Raw genomic sequence first — 17,547 nt, forward strand, 5'->3', positions numbered from 1 at the left:
AATCATCAGGAAAACCGGACTTGCGAAAGTGCGGGGACGAATGCCGAGCCTCCTTGTAGGGTCCGGCGTAGGGTCTGATCTTGAGGGATCCCGATCCGGGATCTCTCGTTGTGAGCGTGCGAACCGAGCGGGGTGAGGTAGACATGGCGACCAAGGACACCGGCGGCGGACAGCAGAAGGCGACGCGCTCGACCGAGGAGGTCGAGGAGGCGGCGGTCGAGGAATCGACCGACCTCAAGGAGCGCCAGGAGAAGCTCTCCGACGACGTCGACTCCGTACTCGACGAAATTGACGACGTCCTTGAGGAAAACGCCGAGGACTTCGTTCGAAGCTTCGTGCAAAAGGGCGGTCAGTAGCCTTCGGCACCGAACGGTCGCACGGGGCGGACCGCCGCGACCGCCGCGACCGTACGGCCGCGCGTTGCCGCGAGCGTCGGATTCCACCCGGGGCGGAAGGTTCCGCCCCGGGTGGGCCGGACCGGAAGGCCGCGGACTGCGGCTCCGTCGTGACGGGGTCGAGCCGCGCGCGGCCGGGCCCGGAACGCGACCGCTCCGTACGAAGGGCGGGCGGGCCCTCGAACGCGCCGCGGCGCGACGAGACGACCGCGCGCCGGACGGACCCCGACGTACCCGTCCCAAGGCTCCGGCCGTACAGGTGGATCACCGCCACGAGGCGGGTAGGGTCCGGGCGTACGGTGCTTCAACTGCAATGCGGCCATCGGCACGTCGGGAGACGATCCCGGCGCTCTGCGGCGGGCCGTCTCATACCTGGAGGGACACGCGTGGAAGCCAACAATCTTGGCACGGGGCGTCTACCGGCAGCCTTCCTGACGCCGGGGTCGTCGTCGTTCATGGACTTCCTGGGCGCGCACTCGCCCGACATGCTCCCGGGCAACCGCAAGCTGCCCGAGGGCGTCGTCGAGGCGCCGCACGGGACGACCATCGTGGCCGCCACCTTCCCCGGCGGGGTCGTGCTCGCCGGTGACCGGCGGGCGACCATGGGCAACATGATCGCGCAGCGGGACATCGAGAAGGTGTTCCCGGCCGACGAGTACTCCGCCGTGGGCATCGCCGGCACGGCCGGCCTGGCCGTGGAGATGGTCAAGCTGTTCCAGCTGGAGCTGGAGCACTTCGAGAAGGTGGAGGGGGCGACCCTTTCGCTGGAGGGCAAGGCGAACCGCCTGTCCACCATGATCCGGAGCAATCTGGGCATGGCGATGCAGGGCCTGGCCGTCGTCCCGCTCTTCGCGGGGTACGACGAGGCGAAGGAGAAGGGCCGGATCTTCTCCTACGACGTGACCGGCGGCCGCTCCGAGGAGCACGGCTACGCGGCCACCGGTTCCGGTTCGATCTTCGCCCGGGGCTCCATGAAGAAGCTCTACCGTCCCGACCTGACGGAGGAGCAGGCCACCACCCTGGTCGTGCAGGCGCTGTACGACGCCGCCGACGACGACTCGGCGACCGGCGGCCCGGACCTGTACCGGCACATCTACCCCATCGTCACCGTCATCACCGACGAGGGCTTCCGCAGGCTGACCGACGCGCAGTCGCAGGAACTGGCCCGTACGGTCACCAACCGCCGCCTGGAGCAGCCGGACGGCCCGCGCGCCGCCCTGCTCTGACCATCCGCCGCCCCGTAGGAGCCCAGAAGAAAGGGACGGACAGCCGGTGTCGACTCCGTTCTATGTGTCACCCCAGCAGGCCATGGCCGACCGGGCGGAATACGCCCGGAAGGGCATCGCGCGAGGTCGCAGCCTTGTCGTGCTGCAGTACGCCGACGGCATCGTGTTCGTCGGCGAGAACCCGTCCCGCGCGCTGCACAAGTTCAGCGAGATCTACGACCGGATCGGCTTCGCGGCCGCCGGCAAGTACAACGAGTACGAGAACCTGCGGATCGGGGGTGTGCGCTACGCGGACCTGCGCGGGTACACCTACGACCGCGACGACGTGACGGCCCGCGGGTTGGCGAACGTCTACGCCCAGACGCTGGGCACCATCTTCTCCTCGGCCGGCGAGAAGCCGTACGAGGTGGAGCTGGTGGTGGCGGAGGTCGGGGCGACCGCCGCGGGCGACCAGATCTACCGGCTGCCGCACGACGGGTCGATCGTGGACGAGCACGGTTCGGTCGCGGTCGGCGGGAACGCGGAGCAGATCAGCACCTTCCTCGACCAGCGGCACCAGGACGGGATGACCCTGGCCGAGGCGCTGAAGCTGGCGGTGCAGGCGCTGTCGAGCCAGGCGAACGGCGCGGAGAAGGCGATTCCGGTCGAGCGGCTGGAGGTGGCGGTGCTGGACCGGACGCGTGCGCAGCAGCGGAAGTTCAAGCGCATCCGGGGCCGGCAGCTGGCCCGGCTGCTGGAGGCGGACGTTCCGGCGGCCGCGCAGGCGGACGCGGTGTCGAACGACGAGGCGCCGGAGGACGACGCCGAGTAGGACCGCGGCGGCCGTACGGGCCCCGGTCCGCCCTTTCGGGGGCGGGCCGGGGCTCCGTCGTGTCCGGAGGGGCGGGGCGGTCAGGCGGTGGTGGGGGCGGGGCCGGAGGACTCGCGGACGACGAGGCGCACGGGGATGTCGGGGGCGTCCCAGGGGGCGCCGTCGAGGACGGCGAGGAGGGCGGACATGCCCTGTTCGCCGACCTGTTCGGCGGGGAGGTGCACGGTGGTGAGCTCGGGTTCCACGGCCGTGGCCAGGGCGAGGTCGTCGAAGCCGGTGACGGAGAGGTCCTCGGGGACGCGCAGGCCGAGGCGGCGGGCGGCCTTGCAGGCGCCGGCGGCGAGGATGTCGTCGTCGCAGATGACGGCGGTGGGCCGGTCCCGGGGGGCCGCCAGGGCGGCCTCCATGGCCGTACGGGCGCCGTTCACGGTGAGGGGGGCCCGTACGGTGCGCAGCCCGGCGGAGGGGCCCAGGAGGGCGCTGAGGGCCTCGGCGCGGACGTCGAAGGTCCAGGAGTCGACGGCGGAGGCGAGGTGCAGGAAGCGCCGGTGGCCGTGGGCGAGGAGGTGTGCGGTGACCTGGCGCATGCCGTCGGCCATGGCGAGGTTGACGTGGGCGGCCGCGGCGCCGGAGGCGGGGTCGCTGTCGAGCATGACGAGGGGCAGTCCGTCGCCGCCGAGGGCGTCGAGGGCGTCGGCGGCCATGGAGGAGGCGATGACGCCGTCGAGGGCCGCGCGGGCGGAGGCGAAGGGGTCGCGGGCGGGGCCGGTGCCGTCGGGGGAGGGGTAGAGGACGACGCCGAAGCCGTGGGCGGCGGCGACGCGGGCGGCGCCGGTGTAGACGCGGGCGAAGAACTCGTTGGTGAGGGCGGGGACGACGAGGAGGGCGGTGCGGGTGGAGCCGAGGCGCAGGTTGCGGGCGGCGAGGTTCGGCCGGTAGCCGAGGGCGGCGGCGGCCTCGCGGACGAGTCCGGCGGTGCGTTCGGAGACGCGGCCGCGCCACTTGTCGCCGAGCACGAGGGAGACGGTGGCCTGGGAGACCCCGGCGGCGGTGGCCACGTCCCGGCTGGTGGGTCTCGTCACGCGGTGCTCCCGGGGTGCTGGTCGGCGGGGGTGGAGGGGGCGCGGCGGCGGTCCGGGGGCGGGGCCCGTCTGGACTGCCGGTCGGTGGCCATGGTACGTATGACCCGTCGAGTTATACGTATTACTCCGGCAGGGGCCGGGCGGAAAGGGGCGGACATGGCCGCGGGATACGCGGAGCTGCTCAGGACCCGGCACGCCGCGAGGCTGCTGGTGGGCACGCTCTTGGGCCGGCTGCCGAACGCCGTGGCCCCCATCGCCATCGTGCTGTTCACCCGCGCCGAGGGGGGCAGCTACAGCCTGGCGGGCGCGCTGGCGGCCGTGTACGGCGTGGGCAACGCGGTGGGTCAGCCGTTGCTGGGCCGGGCCGTGGACCTGTTCGGGCAGCCGCGCGTGCAGCTGCCCGCGGCCGTGGTCTCGGCGCTCGCCATGGTGTGGCTGGCCGCCGCCGGCACCGGGTCCGCGCCCGCCGCGTACACCGCGGTGGCCCTGGCCGGGCTCTGCACGCCGCCGCTGGAGGGCGGGTTGCGCGCCCTGTGGCCCGGCGTGCTGGGCGGCAAGGAGGACCGGGTGCACGCCGCGTACGCGATGGACGCGGTGGCCCAGGAGGTCATGTTCACCGTGGGGCCGCTGCTGGTGACGCTGTGCGCGGCGCTGTGGGACCCGGCCGCGGCCCTGCTGGTGATCAACGCCATAGGCGTGCTGGGCGCGCTGTCGGTCGTGGTCAGCGAGCCCTCGCGGACCTGGACCTCGGAGCCCCGGGAGGCGCACTGGCTGGGCGCCCTGCGCTCGCGCGGGCTGCTGGCGCTGCTCGGCGCCTTCTTCTTCGTGGGCACGGCCCTGGGCTCCATCACGGTGGCGGGCGTGGCCTACGCCGACGACCACGGCGACCAGGCGGTGTACGGCTGGCTGATGGCCGCCCTGGGCCTGGGCGCCCTGATCGGCGGGGTCTGCTACGGCGCGCGCCGGTGGGGCGGTACGCCGGAGGGGCGGCTGCGGCTGCTGGTCGCGCTGCTGGCCGTCTGCTACCTGCCGCTGATGCTGACGCCGGGACCCGTCGCGATGGCGGGGCTGGCGGCGCTGGCGGGCGTGTTCCTGGCGCCCTCGCTCGCCTGCGCGTTCATCGTGGTGGACCGGCACGCTCCGGTCGGCACCGTGACGGAGGCGTTCTCCTGGCTGGTGACCTTCTTCGGGGTGGGCGCGGCGATCGGTACGGGCGCGGCCGGGCCCGCGGTGGAGCTGGGCGGTACGGCGGCGGGCTTCGCGGTGGCCGGTGCGGCCGGCGCCGCCGCGCTGCTGGTCCTGACGCTCACTCAGCGGGCGCTGGCGGCCCCGGCCCGCGGCGCGGCGGCGGCGCCCGCGCCCGAGGGGGCGTCAGAGGCCGCCCCGGAGCCGGGATCCGGGGTCCGTCCGGCGGGCTGAGGGGAGGGCGGTGCGGCGGGTGTGCGGGGGACTCATCCGAAAATGATCGAAACGGCGGCGGCGAACCCGGTTTCAGAAGAGTGCTGGAGGCGTAATGTTCAGTCATGGACCGCCGCATTTTCGGGCTGGAGAACGAGTACGGCGTCACGTGCACGTTCAGGGGACAGCGCCGACTGTCTCCTGACGAAGTGGCGCGCTACCTCTTCCGCCGTGTTGTGTCATGGGGCCGCAGCAGCAATGTCTTCCTGCGGAACGGCGCCCGCCTGTACCTCGATGTGGGTTCGCATCCGGAATACGCCACACCGGAATGCGACAACCTGACCGAACTGGTCACCCACGACAAGGCCGGCGAGCGCATTCTCGAAGGACTGCTCGTCGACGCCGAACGCCGCCTGCACGAGGAGGGAATCGCGGGCGACGTCTATCTCTTCAAGAACAACACCGACTCGGCGGGCAATTCGTACGGCTGCCACGAGAACTACCTGGTGGCCCGGCACGGAGAATTCTCCCGCCTGGCGGACATCCTCATTCCGTTCCTCGTCACGCGGCAGCTGATCTGCGGCGCGGGCAAGGTGCTGCAGACGCCGCGGGGCGCGGTCTACTGCGTGAGCCAGCGGGCCGAGCACATCTGGGAGGGCGTCAGCTCCGCGACGACCCGCTCCCGGCCGATCATCAACACCCGGGACGAGCCGCACGCCGACGCCGAGCGCTACCGCCGGCTGCACGTGATCGTCGGGGACTCGAACATGTCCGAGACGACCATGCTGCTCAAGGTCGGGGCGACCGACCTGGTGCTGCGCATGATCGAGGCGGGCACGGTGATGCGGGACCTGACCCTGGAGAACCCGATCCGGGCCATCCGCGAGGTCAGCCACGACATCACGGGCCAGCGCAAGGTGCGCCTGGCCAGCGGCCGCGAGGCCTCCGCGCTGGAGATCCAGCGCGAGTACTACGACAAGGCGGTGGACTTCGCCGAGCGCCGGGGCATCCGCACCGGCGTCGTGGACCAGGTGCTGGAGCTGTGGGGCCGGACCCTCGACGCCATCGAGGCGGAGGACCTGGACCGGATCGGGACCGAGATCGACTGGGTCATGAAGTACCAGCTGATCGAGCGGTACCGGGCCAAGCACAACATGACCATGTCGAACCCGCGGGTCGCCCAGATAGACCTCGCCTACCACGACATCCACCGCCGGCGCGGGCTCTACTACCTGCTGGAGCGCAAGGGGCAGGCCGCGCGGATCTGCAACGACCTCAAGATCTTCGAGGGCAAGTCGGTGCCCCCGCAGACCACGCGGGCCCGGCTGCGCGGCGACTTCATCCGCCGGGCGCAGGAGCAGCGCCGGGACTTCACGGTCGACTGGGTGCACCTGAAGCTGAACGACCAGGCCCAGCGGACGGTGCTGTGCAAGGACCCGTTCCGGTCGGTGGACGACCGGGTGGAGAAGCTGATCGCCGGGATGTAGTACCACGGTGTGACATCGCGCTGATCTTGTCCGGGGCCCCGTACTCATCTCGTACGGGGCCCCGCGCACGCCTTAGAGTGGCGGCGACCGCCTTGTCGTCTGAGATCTGAGGAACACGTGCGCCGACTTGCCGGCCTGCTGGTCGTACCCCTTCTGCTGCTGTCGACAGCGGCCTGTGGCGATGACAGCGGCTCCGACTCCACCCAGATGAAGAACGGGGTGCCCGCGATCACGAAGGGCGCCAAGTTCGGGGAGACGCCCTCCCTGTCCCAGGGGAAGGGCACGCCGCCCAAGGAGCTGAAGGTGGAGACCATCAGCGAGGGCAGCGGCCCGGCGCTGAAGAAGGGCGACATCGCCCAGGTCAACTACCTCGGCCAGGTGTGGGACGGCAAGGAGCCGTTCGACCAGAGCTTCGGCAAGGGCGCGCCCTTCGACGTGACCATCGGCGCCGGCGCGGTCATCAAGGGCTGGGACCAGGGCCTGGAGGGCCAGAAGGTCGGCAGCCGCGTCGAGCTCGTCATCCCGCCGGAGCTCGGCTACGGCGCCCAGGGCTCGGGCGAGAAGATCAAGCCGAACGCCACGCTGGTCTTCGTCGTGGACATCGTCAAGGCCGCCAGCGTCCCGGTCTCGGCCACGGGCAAGGAAGTCGCCCAGGACAACAAGGGCCTGCCCAAGGTCGGCACCAACACGGACGGCAAGGAAGTCGCCGTCACCGTCCCGAAGGACACCGCCGAGCCCGCCAAGCTGGTCTCCAACTACATCCTGGAGGGTGACGGGGCGGCGGTGACGGACAAGAACAACGTCGTCGTCAAGTTCAACGGCAAGACGTGGAAGGACGACAAGACCTTCGAAAGCACGTACGCCACCGACACGACCGTCACGTGGCCGATGGAGCAGCTGTCCGTCAAGGGCCTGAAGGACGGACTGGTCGGCAAGAAGGTCGGCAGCCGCATCCTGCTGGTCATCCCGCCGGACATGGGCTTCGGCGACAAGGAGCAGGGGTCCATCCCCGCCAAGTCGACGCTGGTCTTCAGCCTCGACATCCTCGCGGTGATGTAACACTGTTCCGGTTGACCGGTTCGTACGTATGAGGAGCAGTTCCGTGAGCGACAAGCTCGAAAAGCCCGAGATCGACTTCCCCGACTTCCCGGTCCCGGCCGACCTGGTGATCGAGGACATCTGGGAGGGCGAGGGCGCCGAGGCCAAGGCCGGCTCCCCGGTCTCCGTCCACTACGTGGGCGTGGCCTACTCCACGGGCGAGGAGTTCGACGCGTCCTGGGGCCGCGGCGCGCCGCTGCAGTTCCAGCTCGGTGTCGGCCAGGTCATCACCGGCTGGGACCGCGGTGTCCAGGGCATGAAGGTCGGCGGCCGCCGCAAGCTGGTCATCCCGGCCCACCTCGCCTACGGCGACCGCGGTGCGGGCGCCGCCATCAAGCCCGGCGAGACGCTGATCTTCGTGTGCGACCTGATGGCCGCCTGATCGCCGCTCGCGACAGCCGAGGGGCCCCCGCCGGACGGCGGGGGCCCCTCGCTTTTGTCCGCGCGCGCCGGGACGGTACGGTCAACGGTCACGAGGGTGTGTCGAGAGCGGGGGAACGGCGTCGATGGCGATTGCCAAGGCCGAGCGGCTGATGAATCTGGCGCTGTGTCTGCTGGGGACCCGCCGTCCGCTCAGCAAGCGCGAGCTGCGCGGCTCCATCGAGGCCTACATGGAAGCCGGCAACGACGAGTCCTTCAACCGCATGTTCGAGCGGGACAAGGACGACCTGCGGGAACTGGGCCTGGTCATCGAGACCGTGGAGAACCTGGACGGCGACACCGGCTACCTGGCCCGCCGCGACAGCAACCGGCTCCCCGCCGTCTCCCTGGACGCGGAGGAGGCCGCCGCCCTGGGCCTGGCCGCCAAGGTCTGGCAGCAGGCCCGCCTCGCGGGAGCCGCCAGCGGCGCCCTGCAGAAGCTGCGCGCGGGCGGCATGCCGGAGGCCGGCGACCCGTACGCGGGCCAGCACAGCGCCATCGAGCCGCGCATCCCGGTCCACGAGGCGGCCTTCGAGCCGCTGATGCTGGCCTGCCGGGACCGCCGTCCGGTGACCTTCGACTACCGCAAGTCCAACGCCGCCCGCCCCGAGGCCCGCCAGGTCGAGCCCTGGGCCCTGGAGTGCTGGCGCGGCCACTGGTACCTGGCCGGCTACGACCGGGACCGCGGGGCGGAGCGGGTGTTCCGGCTCTCCCGGATCACCGGCAAGGTCCGCTCCAAGGCCGCGAAGTACACCGCCGAGGTGCCCGACGTGGTGACCGTGCGGGAGACCGTCGCGAGCTGGGCCGGGGAGGGCGGGGACCGCTCCGCGCTGATCCGGCTGCGCGCCGGGGCCGGCTATCCGCTGCGGGCCAGGGCCACCGCCGTGCGCGAGGGCGCCGACGGCTGGGACGAGCTGGAGATCCCGTACGGGCACGGGCTGGACGCCTGGCTGGTGGAGTTCGGCCCCGACGTGGTCGTCGTGGAGCCCGCCGACCTCCGGGCCGACGTGGTGGACCGGCTCCGCGCCGTCGCCCAGGGCTGACCCGGCCGCCGCCGGACCCGCCGCCGCACGCACCAACCGCAACCGCGCCGTACCGCGCGCGTGCCCTGAGGGGGAGACGTACCAGCATGGCAGCCAACGCCATCGACCAGACCCGCCGGATGCTGTCCCTGGTGACCTACCTGCGCGAGCGCCCCGGAGCGCACGTCGCCGACGTCGCCCGCGCCTTCGGCATCACCGAGGACGAGCTCATCTCCGACCTCGACGTCCTCCCCATGTGCGGCACCAGCTTCCGCGGCGGGGACCTGCTCGACATCGACACCGACGGCGAGCGCATCTGGTGGCGCAACCCCGACGCCTCCGGCGAGTCCACCGCCGAGCCGCTGCGGCTCGCCGCCGACGAGGCCACCGCCCTGCTGGTCGCCGCGCGCGCCGTGGCCACCCTGCCGGGACTGCGCGAGAGCGACCGGGACGCCCTGCTGCGGGCCACCGCCAAGCTGGAGGCGGCCGCAGGCGAGGCCGCCGGGGCCAGCGCCCGCCTGTCGGTGACCTTCGAGTCCGAGGGCGGGGTCTTCGCCGACGTCGACCGGGCCATCGCCGAGCGCCGCCGGGTGTGGCTGCGCTACTACTCGCCGGCGCGCGACGAGCTCACCGAGCGCACGGTGGACCCGATCCGGCTCTTCGCGGTGGGCCACACCTACCTGGAGGGCTGGTGCCACCTCTCCGAGGCGCGGCGCACCTTCCGCCTCGACCGGGTCGCGGAGATCCGGCTGCTCGACGAGCGCTCCGACCCGCCCGCCATCGAACCGCGCGACCTGTCCGAGGGGCTCGTGCAGCCGGCCGCCGAGGATCCGGAGGTCGTCGTCGAGGTCGGCCCCGGCGGCCGCTGGGTCGCCGAGTACTACCCGCACGACAGCGCCGAGGAGCTGCCCGGCGGCGGACTGCGGATCACGCTGCGCAGCCCCGACCCGGCCTCGCTGCGGCGGCTCGCGCTGCGCCTCGGCCGGGAGGGCCGGATCGTCGCTCCCGCAGAACTGGCGGAGAGCGCGCGGAGCGCCGCTCGAGAAGCGCTCGCGGGGTACGGGGAACAGGTCTGAGGGGAGCAGCGGTCGATGTCGCTCATGTCCGGGTCCGTCGCGTTCAAGGCGGCCTGTCCTGATTGCCGGGGCCGCTTCGAGCTGGAGGCGGCCGCGCTGCGGCTGGCCATCGGGGGCAGCCGGCGGACCACGTTCTACTCGTTCACCTGTCCCGAATGCGGCGCCGCCGTCCGCAAACCGGCTGGTGAACGCATCGTGGAACTGCTCACCGGCGGTGGCGTGAGCACCCTGCGCAGCGTCTGACCGTTCCGTGGCCTAGGCTCTGGCCCATGCTGTGGCCGATGATCGCAATTGCCCTGGGTTTTCTGGGGATCGCCGTCCTGGGCGTCCTGGCGCTACGGGTGTACGTGGAGGTCCGGAGGCTGTCGGGCCAGGTCGCGCGGGCGAGTCGGCGGATCGCCGACGCCTCGCGGGACCTGGAGCGGGCGGCGGAGGACCTGGCCCGGACGGGCCGCACCGTCCGTCCGTAAGACGGCGGCCGACAACCGGGACGAACCGGGACGACAGGGGAGTGAACAAGCGCCCGGCACGCAAGCGGAGCGACCCCGGGGGATTGCCGGGCGTTTACCCCCGGGGGTTACGATCCTTGTCTGAGCGGTTACCGGATCGCGTCCGAGCCGTCCGGAGCCACCACAACCAGCCGTTTCGGTGAGAAGGAAGACACACATGATCGGCAATCTGAAGCCCCTTGAGATCCTTCTGATCATCGCTGTCATCGTGTTGCTGTTCGGTGCCAAGAAGCTCCCCGAGATGGCCCGCTCCCTCGGCAAGTCGGCCCGCATCCTCAAGAGCGAGGCCAAGGCCATGAAGAAGGACGGCGAGGCGGAGGACGCGGCGACCGCGGCCACCGTCGCGGACCAAGCCCCGCAGCAGCCCGTCGCCCCGCGCACCATCCAGGCCGCGCCCGGTGACGTCACCAGCTCCCGGCCCGTCTCCGAGCCGAACCACACCGCCAAGGGCTGACGCGCGCCGTACACGCCAGTCATCTGCAACGAGACAAGGGACGTGGGTTGCTCAAGTCTGCCCGCAAGCAGGAGAAAGCGGACAAGGACGCCGAAGGGCGGATGCCTCTTGTCGAGCACCTGCGTGAGCTGAGAAACCGTCTGCTGAAGTCGGTCCTGGCGATCCTCGTGATCACCATCGTCGCGGCCTTCTTCTACAAGGACCTCATCGACTTCATGCTGAAGCCGATGCTGGACTCCGTCGGCTGCACCGACGGGGTGGTCTCGCAGCGCAACGGCCGGCCCTGCGCCGACATGACCGTCAACGGCCTCATCGCGCCGTTCTCGATCGCCCTCAAGGTCTCGCTCACCGCCGGCGTGGTGCTGTCCGCGCCGGTGTGGCTCTACCAGCTGTGGGCCTTCACCGCCCCCGGGCTGCACAGCCACGAGAAGAAGTACGCGATGAGCTTCGTCGCGGTCGGAGCGCCGCTGTTCGGCGCCGGCGCGGTCCTCGCGTACAAGGTCCTCCCGCAGTCCGCGACCATCCTGCTCGAATTCACCCCCGAGCACGCGCGCAACCTGCTCCCCGTGGACGACTACCTCGACCTCGTCACGCGCATGGTCATCGTCTTCGGCCTCGCCTTCGAGCTGCCGCTGCTGCTGATCCTCCTGAACTTCACCGGCGTGCTCACCGCCAAGCGGCTGGCGAGCTGGTGGCGCGCCATGGTCCTCGGCATCACGATCTTCGCCGCGTTCGCCACGCCCACCGGCGACCCGCTCACCATGATGCTGCTGGCCGGCCCGATCGTGGCGCTCTACCTGATCGCCCTCGTCATCTGCCTCGCCAACGACCGCCGGCGCCGGCGCAACGACCCCGACGCGGCCCTCGACGACGACGAGGCCGCCGAACTGGACCTCACCCCGGCCCCGATCGGCGCGATGGACGCGGTCGCCCCGCCCGCCGCGCTGCCCGGCCAGGCGGACGGCGGACGGCAGCGGATCAACGGTTACGACGACGCCACCTGACAGGTACATTCCGGTGGGTGTCCTCCGAGATCACCCTCTTCGTGAATCCCACCGCCGGACGCGGCCGGGGCGCGCACGCCGCGCAGCCGGCCGCTTCCGCGCTCCGGGCCGCCGGGTTCTCCGTGCGGACCGTCGTCGGCGCGGACGGCCCGGACGCGCTGGCCCGGCTGCGCACCGCGGTCCGGGAGGGCGCCGGCGCGGTGGTGGCCGTCGGCGGTGACGGGCTGGTCTCACTGGCGCTGCAGGCCCTGGCCGGGACCGCGGTGCCCCTCGGTGTGGTCGCGGCGGGCACGGGCAACGACTTCGCGCGGGCCCTCGGACTGCCCGTACGGGATCCCGCCCGGGCGGGCCGGCTCGCCGCCGAGGCCCTCAAGGAGGGCCGGGTCCGGGAGGTCGACCTGGGCCGGGTGGCCGCGCCCTCGCGGGCCGCGGGGTCCCCGGGGACCTGGTACGGGACCGTGCTGTGCTCCGGCTTCGACGCGCGGGTCAACGACCGGGGCAACCGGATGCGGCTCCCCGTCGGCCGCTTCCGGTACGACCTGGCCCTCGTCGCCGAGCTGGCCGCCTTCCGGCCGCTGCCCTACCGGATCACCCTGGACGACGGGCCGGTGATCGAGACCGAGGCCGCGCTGGTCGCCGTCGGCAACGGCTCCTCGTACGGCGGCGGGATGCGCATCTGCGCGGACGCCGTCCCCGACGACGGGCTCTTCGACGTCACGGTGGTCGGCGACTGCGGCCGCGCCACCCTGCTGAGGGTCTTCCCCCGGGTCTACCGGGGGACCCATATCGGCCACCCGAAGGTGAGCGTCCACCGCGCCGCCAAGATCACCCTGGAGTCCCCGGACGCCACCGCGTACGCGGACGGCGAGCCGCTCGGGCCGCTGCCGGTGACCGCCGCGTGCGTGCCCGGCGCCCTGCGCCTCCTCGCATAAATGACCGAGACTGTTGTCGGAGGCGACGGGTAGGCTCGATCACAAGATGACCGAAGAACTCTCACCCGCCGAGCGGTACGCCGCTGCCCGGATCCGCGCCGCCGAAGAGGCCACCGCGCTGCACCCCTTCCGGGAGATGTACGCCTTCGACCTGGACCCCTTCCAGATCGAGGCCTGCCGGGCACTGGAGGCGGGCAAGGGCGTGCTGGTCGCCGCCCCCACCGGCTCCGGAAAGACCATCGTCGGCGAGTTCGCCGTGCACCTGGCGCTCCAGCAGGGCCGCAAGTGCTTCTACACGACGCCGATCAAGGCCCTCTCCAACCAGAAGTACGCCGACCTCGTCAAACGCCACGGCGCGGACAAGGTGGGCCTGCTGACCGGAGACAACAGCGTCAACGCCGACGCGCCGGTGGTCGTGATGACCACCGAGGTGCTCCGCAACATGCTCTACGCGGGCTCCCAGTCGTTGCGCGGCCTCGGCTACGTCGTGATGGACGAGGTGCACTACCTCTCCGACCGGTTCCGCGGAGCCGTCTGGGAAGAGGTGATCATCCACCTCCCCGCGTCGGTCACCCTGGTCTCGCTGTCGGCCACCGTCTCCAACGCCGAGGAGTTCGGCGACTGGCTGGACACCGTGCGCGGCGACACCGAGGTGATCGTCTCCGAGGAGCGGCCCGTCCCGCTGTGGCAGCACGTCATGGCCGGCCGCCGGATCTTCGACCTGTTCGAGGAGGAGTCCGACCACGGCGGCCGCGGCTCCGCCCGCCGCGAGGTCAACCCCGACCTGCTGCGCATGGCGCGGGAGGAGAACAGCCGCACGTACAGCCCCAAGGACCGGCGCCGCGGCAAGATGGTCCGCGAGGCCGACCGGGAGCGCGAGCGGCGCTCGCGCGGCCGGATCTGGACTCCCTCCCGGCCCGAGGTCATCGCCCGCCTGGACAACGACGGGCTGCTGCCCGCCATCAACTTCATCTTCAGCCGGGCCGGCTGCCAGGCCGCCGTCCAGCAGTGCCTGTACGCGGGCCTGCGGCTCAACGACGACTCCGCGCGCCTGCAGGTCCGCGAGATCGTCGAGGCGCGCACCGCCTCCATCCCCACCGAGGACCTGCACGTCCTGGGGTACTACGAGTGGCTCGAAGGACTGGAGCGGGGCATCGCCTCGCACCACGCGGGCATGCTGCCCACCTTCAAGGAGGTCGTGGAGGAGCTGTTCGTCCGCGGTCTGGTGAAGGCCGTCTTCGCCACCGAGACCCTGGCGCTGGGCATCAACATGCCCGCCCGCACGGTCATCCTGGAGAAGCTCGTCAAGTGGAACGGCGAGCAGCACGCCGACATCACCCCCGGCGAGTACACGCAGCTGACCGGCCGCGCCGGCCGGCGCGGCATCGACGTCGAGGGCCACGCGGTGGTGCTCTGGCAGCGCGGCATGGACCCGGTCGGGCTCGCCGGACTGGCCGGCACCCGCACCTATCCGCTGCGCTCCAGCTTCAAGCCCTCGTACAACATGGCCGTCAACCTGGTGAGCCAGTTCGGCCGGCACCGCTCGCGCGAACTGCTGGAGACCTCCTTCGCGCAGTTCCAGGCCGACCGCTCCGTCGTCGGGATCTCCCGGCAGGTGCAGCGCAACGAGGAGGGCCTGGAGGGCTACCAGGAGGGCATGACCTGCCACCTGGGGGACTTCGAGGAGTACGCGCAGCTGCGCCGCGACCTCAAGGACCGCGAGACCGACCTCGCCAAGCAGGGAGCGGCCCAGCGCCGGGCCCAGGCGGCCGGTTCGCTGGAGAAGCTGAAGCCCGGCGACATCATCCACGTCCCGACCGGCAAGTTCGCGGGGCTGGCCCTGGTCCTGGACCCGGGCGTGCCGGCCGGACGGGTCAACGGGCACCGCGGACACGAGTACACCGAGGGGCCGAGGCCGCTGGTGCTCACCGCCGAGCGGCAGGTCAAGCGGCTCGCCTCGATCGACTTCCCGGTCCCGGTGGAGGCGCTCGACCGGATGCGCATCCCCAAGACCTTCAACGCCCGCTCGCCGCAGTCCCGCCGGGACCTGGCCTCGCAACTGCGCACCAAGGCCGGGCACCTGACGCCCGACCGGCACAAGCGGGGGCGGGCCGCGGCCGCCGACGACCGCGAGATCACACGGCTGCGGGCGGCCCTGCGGGCGCACCCCTGCCACGGCTGCGACGAGCGCGAGGACCACGCCCGCTGGGCGGAGCGCTACCACCGGCTGAAGCGGGACACCCAGCAGCTGGAGCGGCGGATCGAGGGCCGGACGAACACCATCGCCCGCACCTTCGACCGCATCCACGCCCTGCTGACCGACCTGGACTACCTCCGCGAGGACGAGGTGACCGTGCACGGCAAGCGGCTCGCCCGGCTGTACGGCGAGCTCGACCTGCTGGCGTCGGAGTGCCTGCGCGAGGGCGTCTGGGAGGGGCTGAGCCCGGCCGAACTGGCCGCCTGCGTCTCGGCGCTGGTCTTCGAGGCGCGCCAGTCCGACGACGCGGTCGCCCCGAAGGTGCCGGGCGGGGCGGCGAAGGCGGCGCTGGGCGACATGGTGCGGATCTGGGGCCGGCTCGACGCGCTGGAGGAGGAGCACGGCATCAGCCAGACGGAGGGCGTCGGCCAGCGCGAGCCGGACCTCGGCTTCGCGTGGGCGGCCTACCAGTGGGCCGGTGACACGTCCCTGGACGAGGTGCTGCGGGAGGCGGAGATGCCGGCCGGCGACTTCGTGCGCTGGTGCAAGCAGGTCATCGACGTGCTCGGCCAGGTGGCCGCGGCGGCGCCCTCGGCCTCCGGGACCAGCGGGAGCACGGTGGCGCGAAATGCCCGTAAGGCCGTGGACGCCCTTCTTCGGGGCGTAGTGGCCTACAGCTCGGTCGGCTAGGCGCTTCTGGGGCTTCCTCCGAGAGCGGGGATGGCCGGATCTGATCTCTTGCCATGATCGGATCGGCGTGCGCTGTGCGACGATCGGGCCATGAGCGCGGGAGCGGACGAAGGTCCGAGACGGGTCGGCCGGCCGCGCGCCGACCGGCTGAGACGGCAGAGCGGGCGGCCGCCGCGCGAGGAACTCCTCTGCGCGGCGGCCGAACTGTTCACCGACCTGGGGTACGCGGCCACCACGACCCGGGCGGTCGCGGAGCGGGCCGGGATGCGCCAGGCCACGATGTACCACCACTTCGGCGGCAAGGAGGACCTCCTCGCCGAACTGCTGGAGTCCACGGTCGCGCCCTCGCTGGCGCTGGCCCGAGAGCTGCTCGCCGACACCGCCCGGCCCGCCGCGCGGCGGCTGTGGGAGCTGTGCCGCTCCGACGTCCTGCTGCTGTGCGGCGGACCGCACCACCTGGGCGCGCTCTACCTGCTGCCCGAGCCGGCCGGAGCGCGCTTCGCCCGCTTCCACCACATGCGCGGGGAACTGCGCGACGCCTACCGGGAGTTGCTGGCCGGTACCCGCGCCGGGGCCGAGCTGGCCGGGGACGGGGCCGGGCTGGCGCTCCGCAACGACCTGGTCTTCGGCCTGATCGAGGGCGTCATGCTGATCCACCGGGCCGCCCCCACCCGCCCGGTCCACGTCTTCGCCGAGGCCGCCGCGGACGCCGCGCTGCGGATCGCGGGGGTCCTGCCGGACGCGGCCTAGGGTGCGTCCCGGGGCGCGTCCTCCGGGGTGGTGCCCGACTCCCAGGACGGGCGGTCGTGCCAGGCGGCCAGGGTGCGGGCGCTCTCGAAGCGGTGGGCGGCGCCGGTGACCGGGTCGGTGAACTCCAGTACGCGGGCCAGTAGTTGCAGTGGCCTGCGGTAGTCGTCCGACGCCGGGTCGGTGACCCGGGGGTAGACCGGGTCGCCGAGGATCGGCAGGCCCAGGCCGTTCATGTGCACGCGCAGCTGGTGGGTCCGGCCGGTGCGGGGGGTCAGCCGGTAGCGGCCGAGGCCCCCGCGGACCCCGGTGAGTTCGACCAGGGTCTCGGCGTTGGGCTCGCCGGGCACCTCGACGGCGGCGATGACCCCGCGGGTCTTCTCGATCCGGCTGCGGACGGTGCGCGGCAGGGCGAGGGCCGGGTCGTGGGGCGCGAGCGCCTCGTACTCCTTGTGCACCCGGCGCTGCTGGAAGAGGAGCTGGTAGGCGCCGCGGTCGGCGGGCCGGACGCTGAACATGACCAGTCCCGCCGTCAGCCGGTCCAGCCGGTGCGCCGGGCTGAGGGCGGGCAGGCCGAGGTCCGCGCGGAGCCGGGCGAGGGCGGTCTGCGTGACGTGGCCGCCGCGCGGGGTGGTCGCCAGGAAGTGCGGCTTGTCCACGACCAGCAGGTGCGGGTCCCGGTACAGGACGCGGACCGGGAAGGGCACCTCCGGTTCGGCGGGCAGGTCGCGGTGGAACCACAGGTAGGCGCCGGGCTCGTACGGGTCCCGGGCCCGCAGCACCCGGCCGCCCTCGCCCAGGACCTCGCCGGCGGCCAGCAGCCGGGCCACGGCCGGGGCGCCGGGTCCGCCCGCGTAGTGCGCGGCGAGGTAGCCGCCGAGGTCCGTCCAGGCTCCGTCCGGGTCGGGCGGCAGGCGCAGCCGGACGGGGTCGATGCCCGAGCGCTGCGGGAGGGGGGCGGGGGGCGGCTGGGCTCTGCGTCTCATCGGCTCCAGGCTA

19 protein-coding genes are annotated in these 17,547 nt (G+C 72.4%); 17 read left to right on the forward strand and 2 right to left on the reverse strand.

Translation table 11 applies throughout. From position 1 onward, the window contains the following. Positions 1 to 143 precede the first annotated feature (143 nt). From CP968_RS26295 to prcA, 4 genes are all read left to right on the forward strand, one after another. Positions 144 to 356 (forward strand): ubiquitin-like protein Pup, encoded by a 213-nt coding sequence (locus tag CP968_RS26295; RefSeq protein ID WP_030016348.1) that lies wholly within the window; start codon positions 144 to 146, stop codon positions 354 to 356. A 360-nt stretch (positions 357 to 716) separates the two neighbouring features. Continuing rightward, on the forward strand, positions 717 to 830 hold the full coding sequence (locus CP968_RS35590; RefSeq protein ID WP_306419942.1) for a hypothetical protein: 114 nt from the start codon (positions 717 to 719) through the stop codon (positions 828 to 830). Further along, positions 782 to 1,621: a proteasome subunit beta gene (gene prcB, locus CP968_RS26305; RefSeq protein ID WP_150520354.1), complete on the forward strand. Its 840-nt coding sequence runs from the start codon at positions 782 to 784 to the stop codon at positions 1,619 to 1,621. Before CP968_RS35590 ends, prcB begins: the two co-directional genes overlap by 49 nt. Positions 1,622 to 1,667: 46 nt before the next feature. Further along, on the forward strand, positions 1,668 to 2,432 hold the full coding sequence (gene prcA, locus CP968_RS26310; RefSeq protein ID WP_150520355.1) for a proteasome subunit alpha: 765 nt from the start codon (positions 1,668 to 1,670) through the stop codon (positions 2,430 to 2,432). A gap of 80 nt (positions 2,433 to 2,512) precedes the next feature. On the opposite strand, the gene CP968_RS26315 is transcribed toward prcA, so the two are convergent. Beyond that, positions 2,513 to 3,514, reverse strand: coding sequence for a LacI family DNA-binding transcriptional regulator (locus CP968_RS26315; RefSeq protein ID WP_150520356.1), 1,002 nt, complete (start codon positions 3,512 to 3,514; stop codon positions 2,513 to 2,515). Positions 3,515 to 3,670: 156 nt separating this feature from the next. On the opposite strand from CP968_RS26315, the gene CP968_RS26320 reads away from it, so the two are divergent. The 13 genes from CP968_RS26320 to CP968_RS26380 all read left to right on the forward strand — a co-directional run bounded on the left by CP968_RS26320 (position 3,671) and on the right by CP968_RS26380 (position 16,551). Next, positions 3,671 to 4,933 (forward strand): MFS transporter, encoded by a 1,263-nt coding sequence (locus CP968_RS26320; protein ID WP_150520357.1) that lies wholly within the window; start codon positions 3,671 to 3,673, stop codon positions 4,931 to 4,933. Positions 4,934 to 5,037: 104 nt separating this feature from the next. After that, positions 5,038 to 6,399: a Pup--protein ligase gene (gene pafA / locus CP968_RS26325; protein WP_150520358.1), complete on the forward strand. Its 1,362-nt coding sequence runs from the start codon at positions 5,038 to 5,040 to the stop codon at positions 6,397 to 6,399. Between the two features lie 117 nt (positions 6,400 to 6,516). Next, on the forward strand, positions 6,517 to 7,458 hold the full coding sequence (locus CP968_RS26330) for an FKBP-type peptidyl-prolyl cis-trans isomerase (protein ID WP_150520359.1): 942 nt from the start codon (positions 6,517 to 6,519) through the stop codon (positions 7,456 to 7,458). 28 nt (positions 7,459 to 7,486) lie between these two features. Next, on the forward strand, positions 7,487 to 7,879 hold the full coding sequence (locus CP968_RS26335; RefSeq protein WP_150520360.1) for an FKBP-type peptidyl-prolyl cis-trans isomerase: 393 nt from the start codon (positions 7,487 to 7,489) through the stop codon (positions 7,877 to 7,879). Between the two features lie 124 nt (positions 7,880 to 8,003). Continuing rightward, positions 8,004 to 8,960: a helix-turn-helix transcriptional regulator gene (locus tag CP968_RS26340; protein WP_150520361.1), complete on the forward strand. Its 957-nt coding sequence runs from the start codon at positions 8,004 to 8,006 to the stop codon at positions 8,958 to 8,960. Between the two features lie 86 nt (positions 8,961 to 9,046). Next, positions 9,047 to 10,015: a helix-turn-helix transcriptional regulator gene (locus tag CP968_RS26345; RefSeq protein WP_150520362.1), complete on the forward strand. Its 969-nt coding sequence runs from the start codon at positions 9,047 to 9,049 to the stop codon at positions 10,013 to 10,015. A 15-nt stretch (positions 10,016 to 10,030) separates the two neighbouring features. Then, positions 10,031 to 10,258 (forward strand): CpXC domain-containing protein, encoded by a 228-nt coding sequence (locus CP968_RS26350; RefSeq protein ID WP_150520363.1) that lies wholly within the window; start codon positions 10,031 to 10,033, stop codon positions 10,256 to 10,258. 26 nt (positions 10,259 to 10,284) lie between these two features. Next, positions 10,285 to 10,485, forward strand: a complete 201-nt coding sequence (locus CP968_RS26355) for a hypothetical protein (RefSeq protein WP_150520364.1) — start codon at positions 10,285 to 10,287, stop codon at positions 10,483 to 10,485. A gap of 196 nt (positions 10,486 to 10,681) precedes the next feature. Next, positions 10,682 to 10,978, forward strand: a complete 297-nt coding sequence (gene tatA / locus CP968_RS26360; protein WP_150520365.1) for a Sec-independent protein translocase subunit TatA — start codon at positions 10,682 to 10,684, stop codon at positions 10,976 to 10,978. A gap of 47 nt (positions 10,979 to 11,025) precedes the next feature. After that, positions 11,026 to 11,982, forward strand: a complete 957-nt coding sequence (gene tatC, locus CP968_RS26365; RefSeq protein ID WP_150520366.1) for a twin-arginine translocase subunit TatC — start codon at positions 11,026 to 11,028, stop codon at positions 11,980 to 11,982. Between the two features lie 17 nt (positions 11,983 to 11,999). Next, positions 12,000 to 12,914 (forward strand): diacylglycerol kinase, encoded by a 915-nt coding sequence (locus CP968_RS26370; RefSeq protein ID WP_150520367.1) that lies wholly within the window; start codon positions 12,000 to 12,002, stop codon positions 12,912 to 12,914. 46 nt (positions 12,915 to 12,960) lie between these two features. Beyond that, the gene (locus CP968_RS26375; RefSeq protein ID WP_150520368.1) at positions 12,961 to 15,801 is read left to right on the forward strand and encodes a DEAD/DEAH box helicase; all 2,841 of its coding nucleotides are present in this window, start codon (positions 12,961 to 12,963) and stop codon (positions 15,799 to 15,801) included. 90 nt (positions 15,802 to 15,891) lie between these two features. After that, positions 15,892 to 16,551, forward strand: coding sequence for a TetR/AcrR family transcriptional regulator (locus tag CP968_RS26380; RefSeq protein ID WP_150520369.1), 660 nt, complete (start codon positions 15,892 to 15,894; stop codon positions 16,549 to 16,551). On the opposite strand, the gene CP968_RS26385 is transcribed toward CP968_RS26380, so the two are convergent. Beyond that, a complete protein-coding gene (locus tag CP968_RS26385) occupies positions 16,548 to 17,534 on the reverse strand; it encodes an RluA family pseudouridine synthase (protein ID WP_150520370.1) in 987 nt (328 codons plus the stop codon). The genes CP968_RS26380 and CP968_RS26385 overlap by 4 nt on opposite strands. Positions 17,535 to 17,547 lie beyond the last annotated feature (13 nt).

This window comes from Streptomyces subrutilus, assembly GCF_008704535.1.
Taxonomy (GTDB): Bacteria; Actinomycetota; Actinomycetes; order Streptomycetales; family Streptomycetaceae; genus Streptomyces; species Streptomyces subrutilus.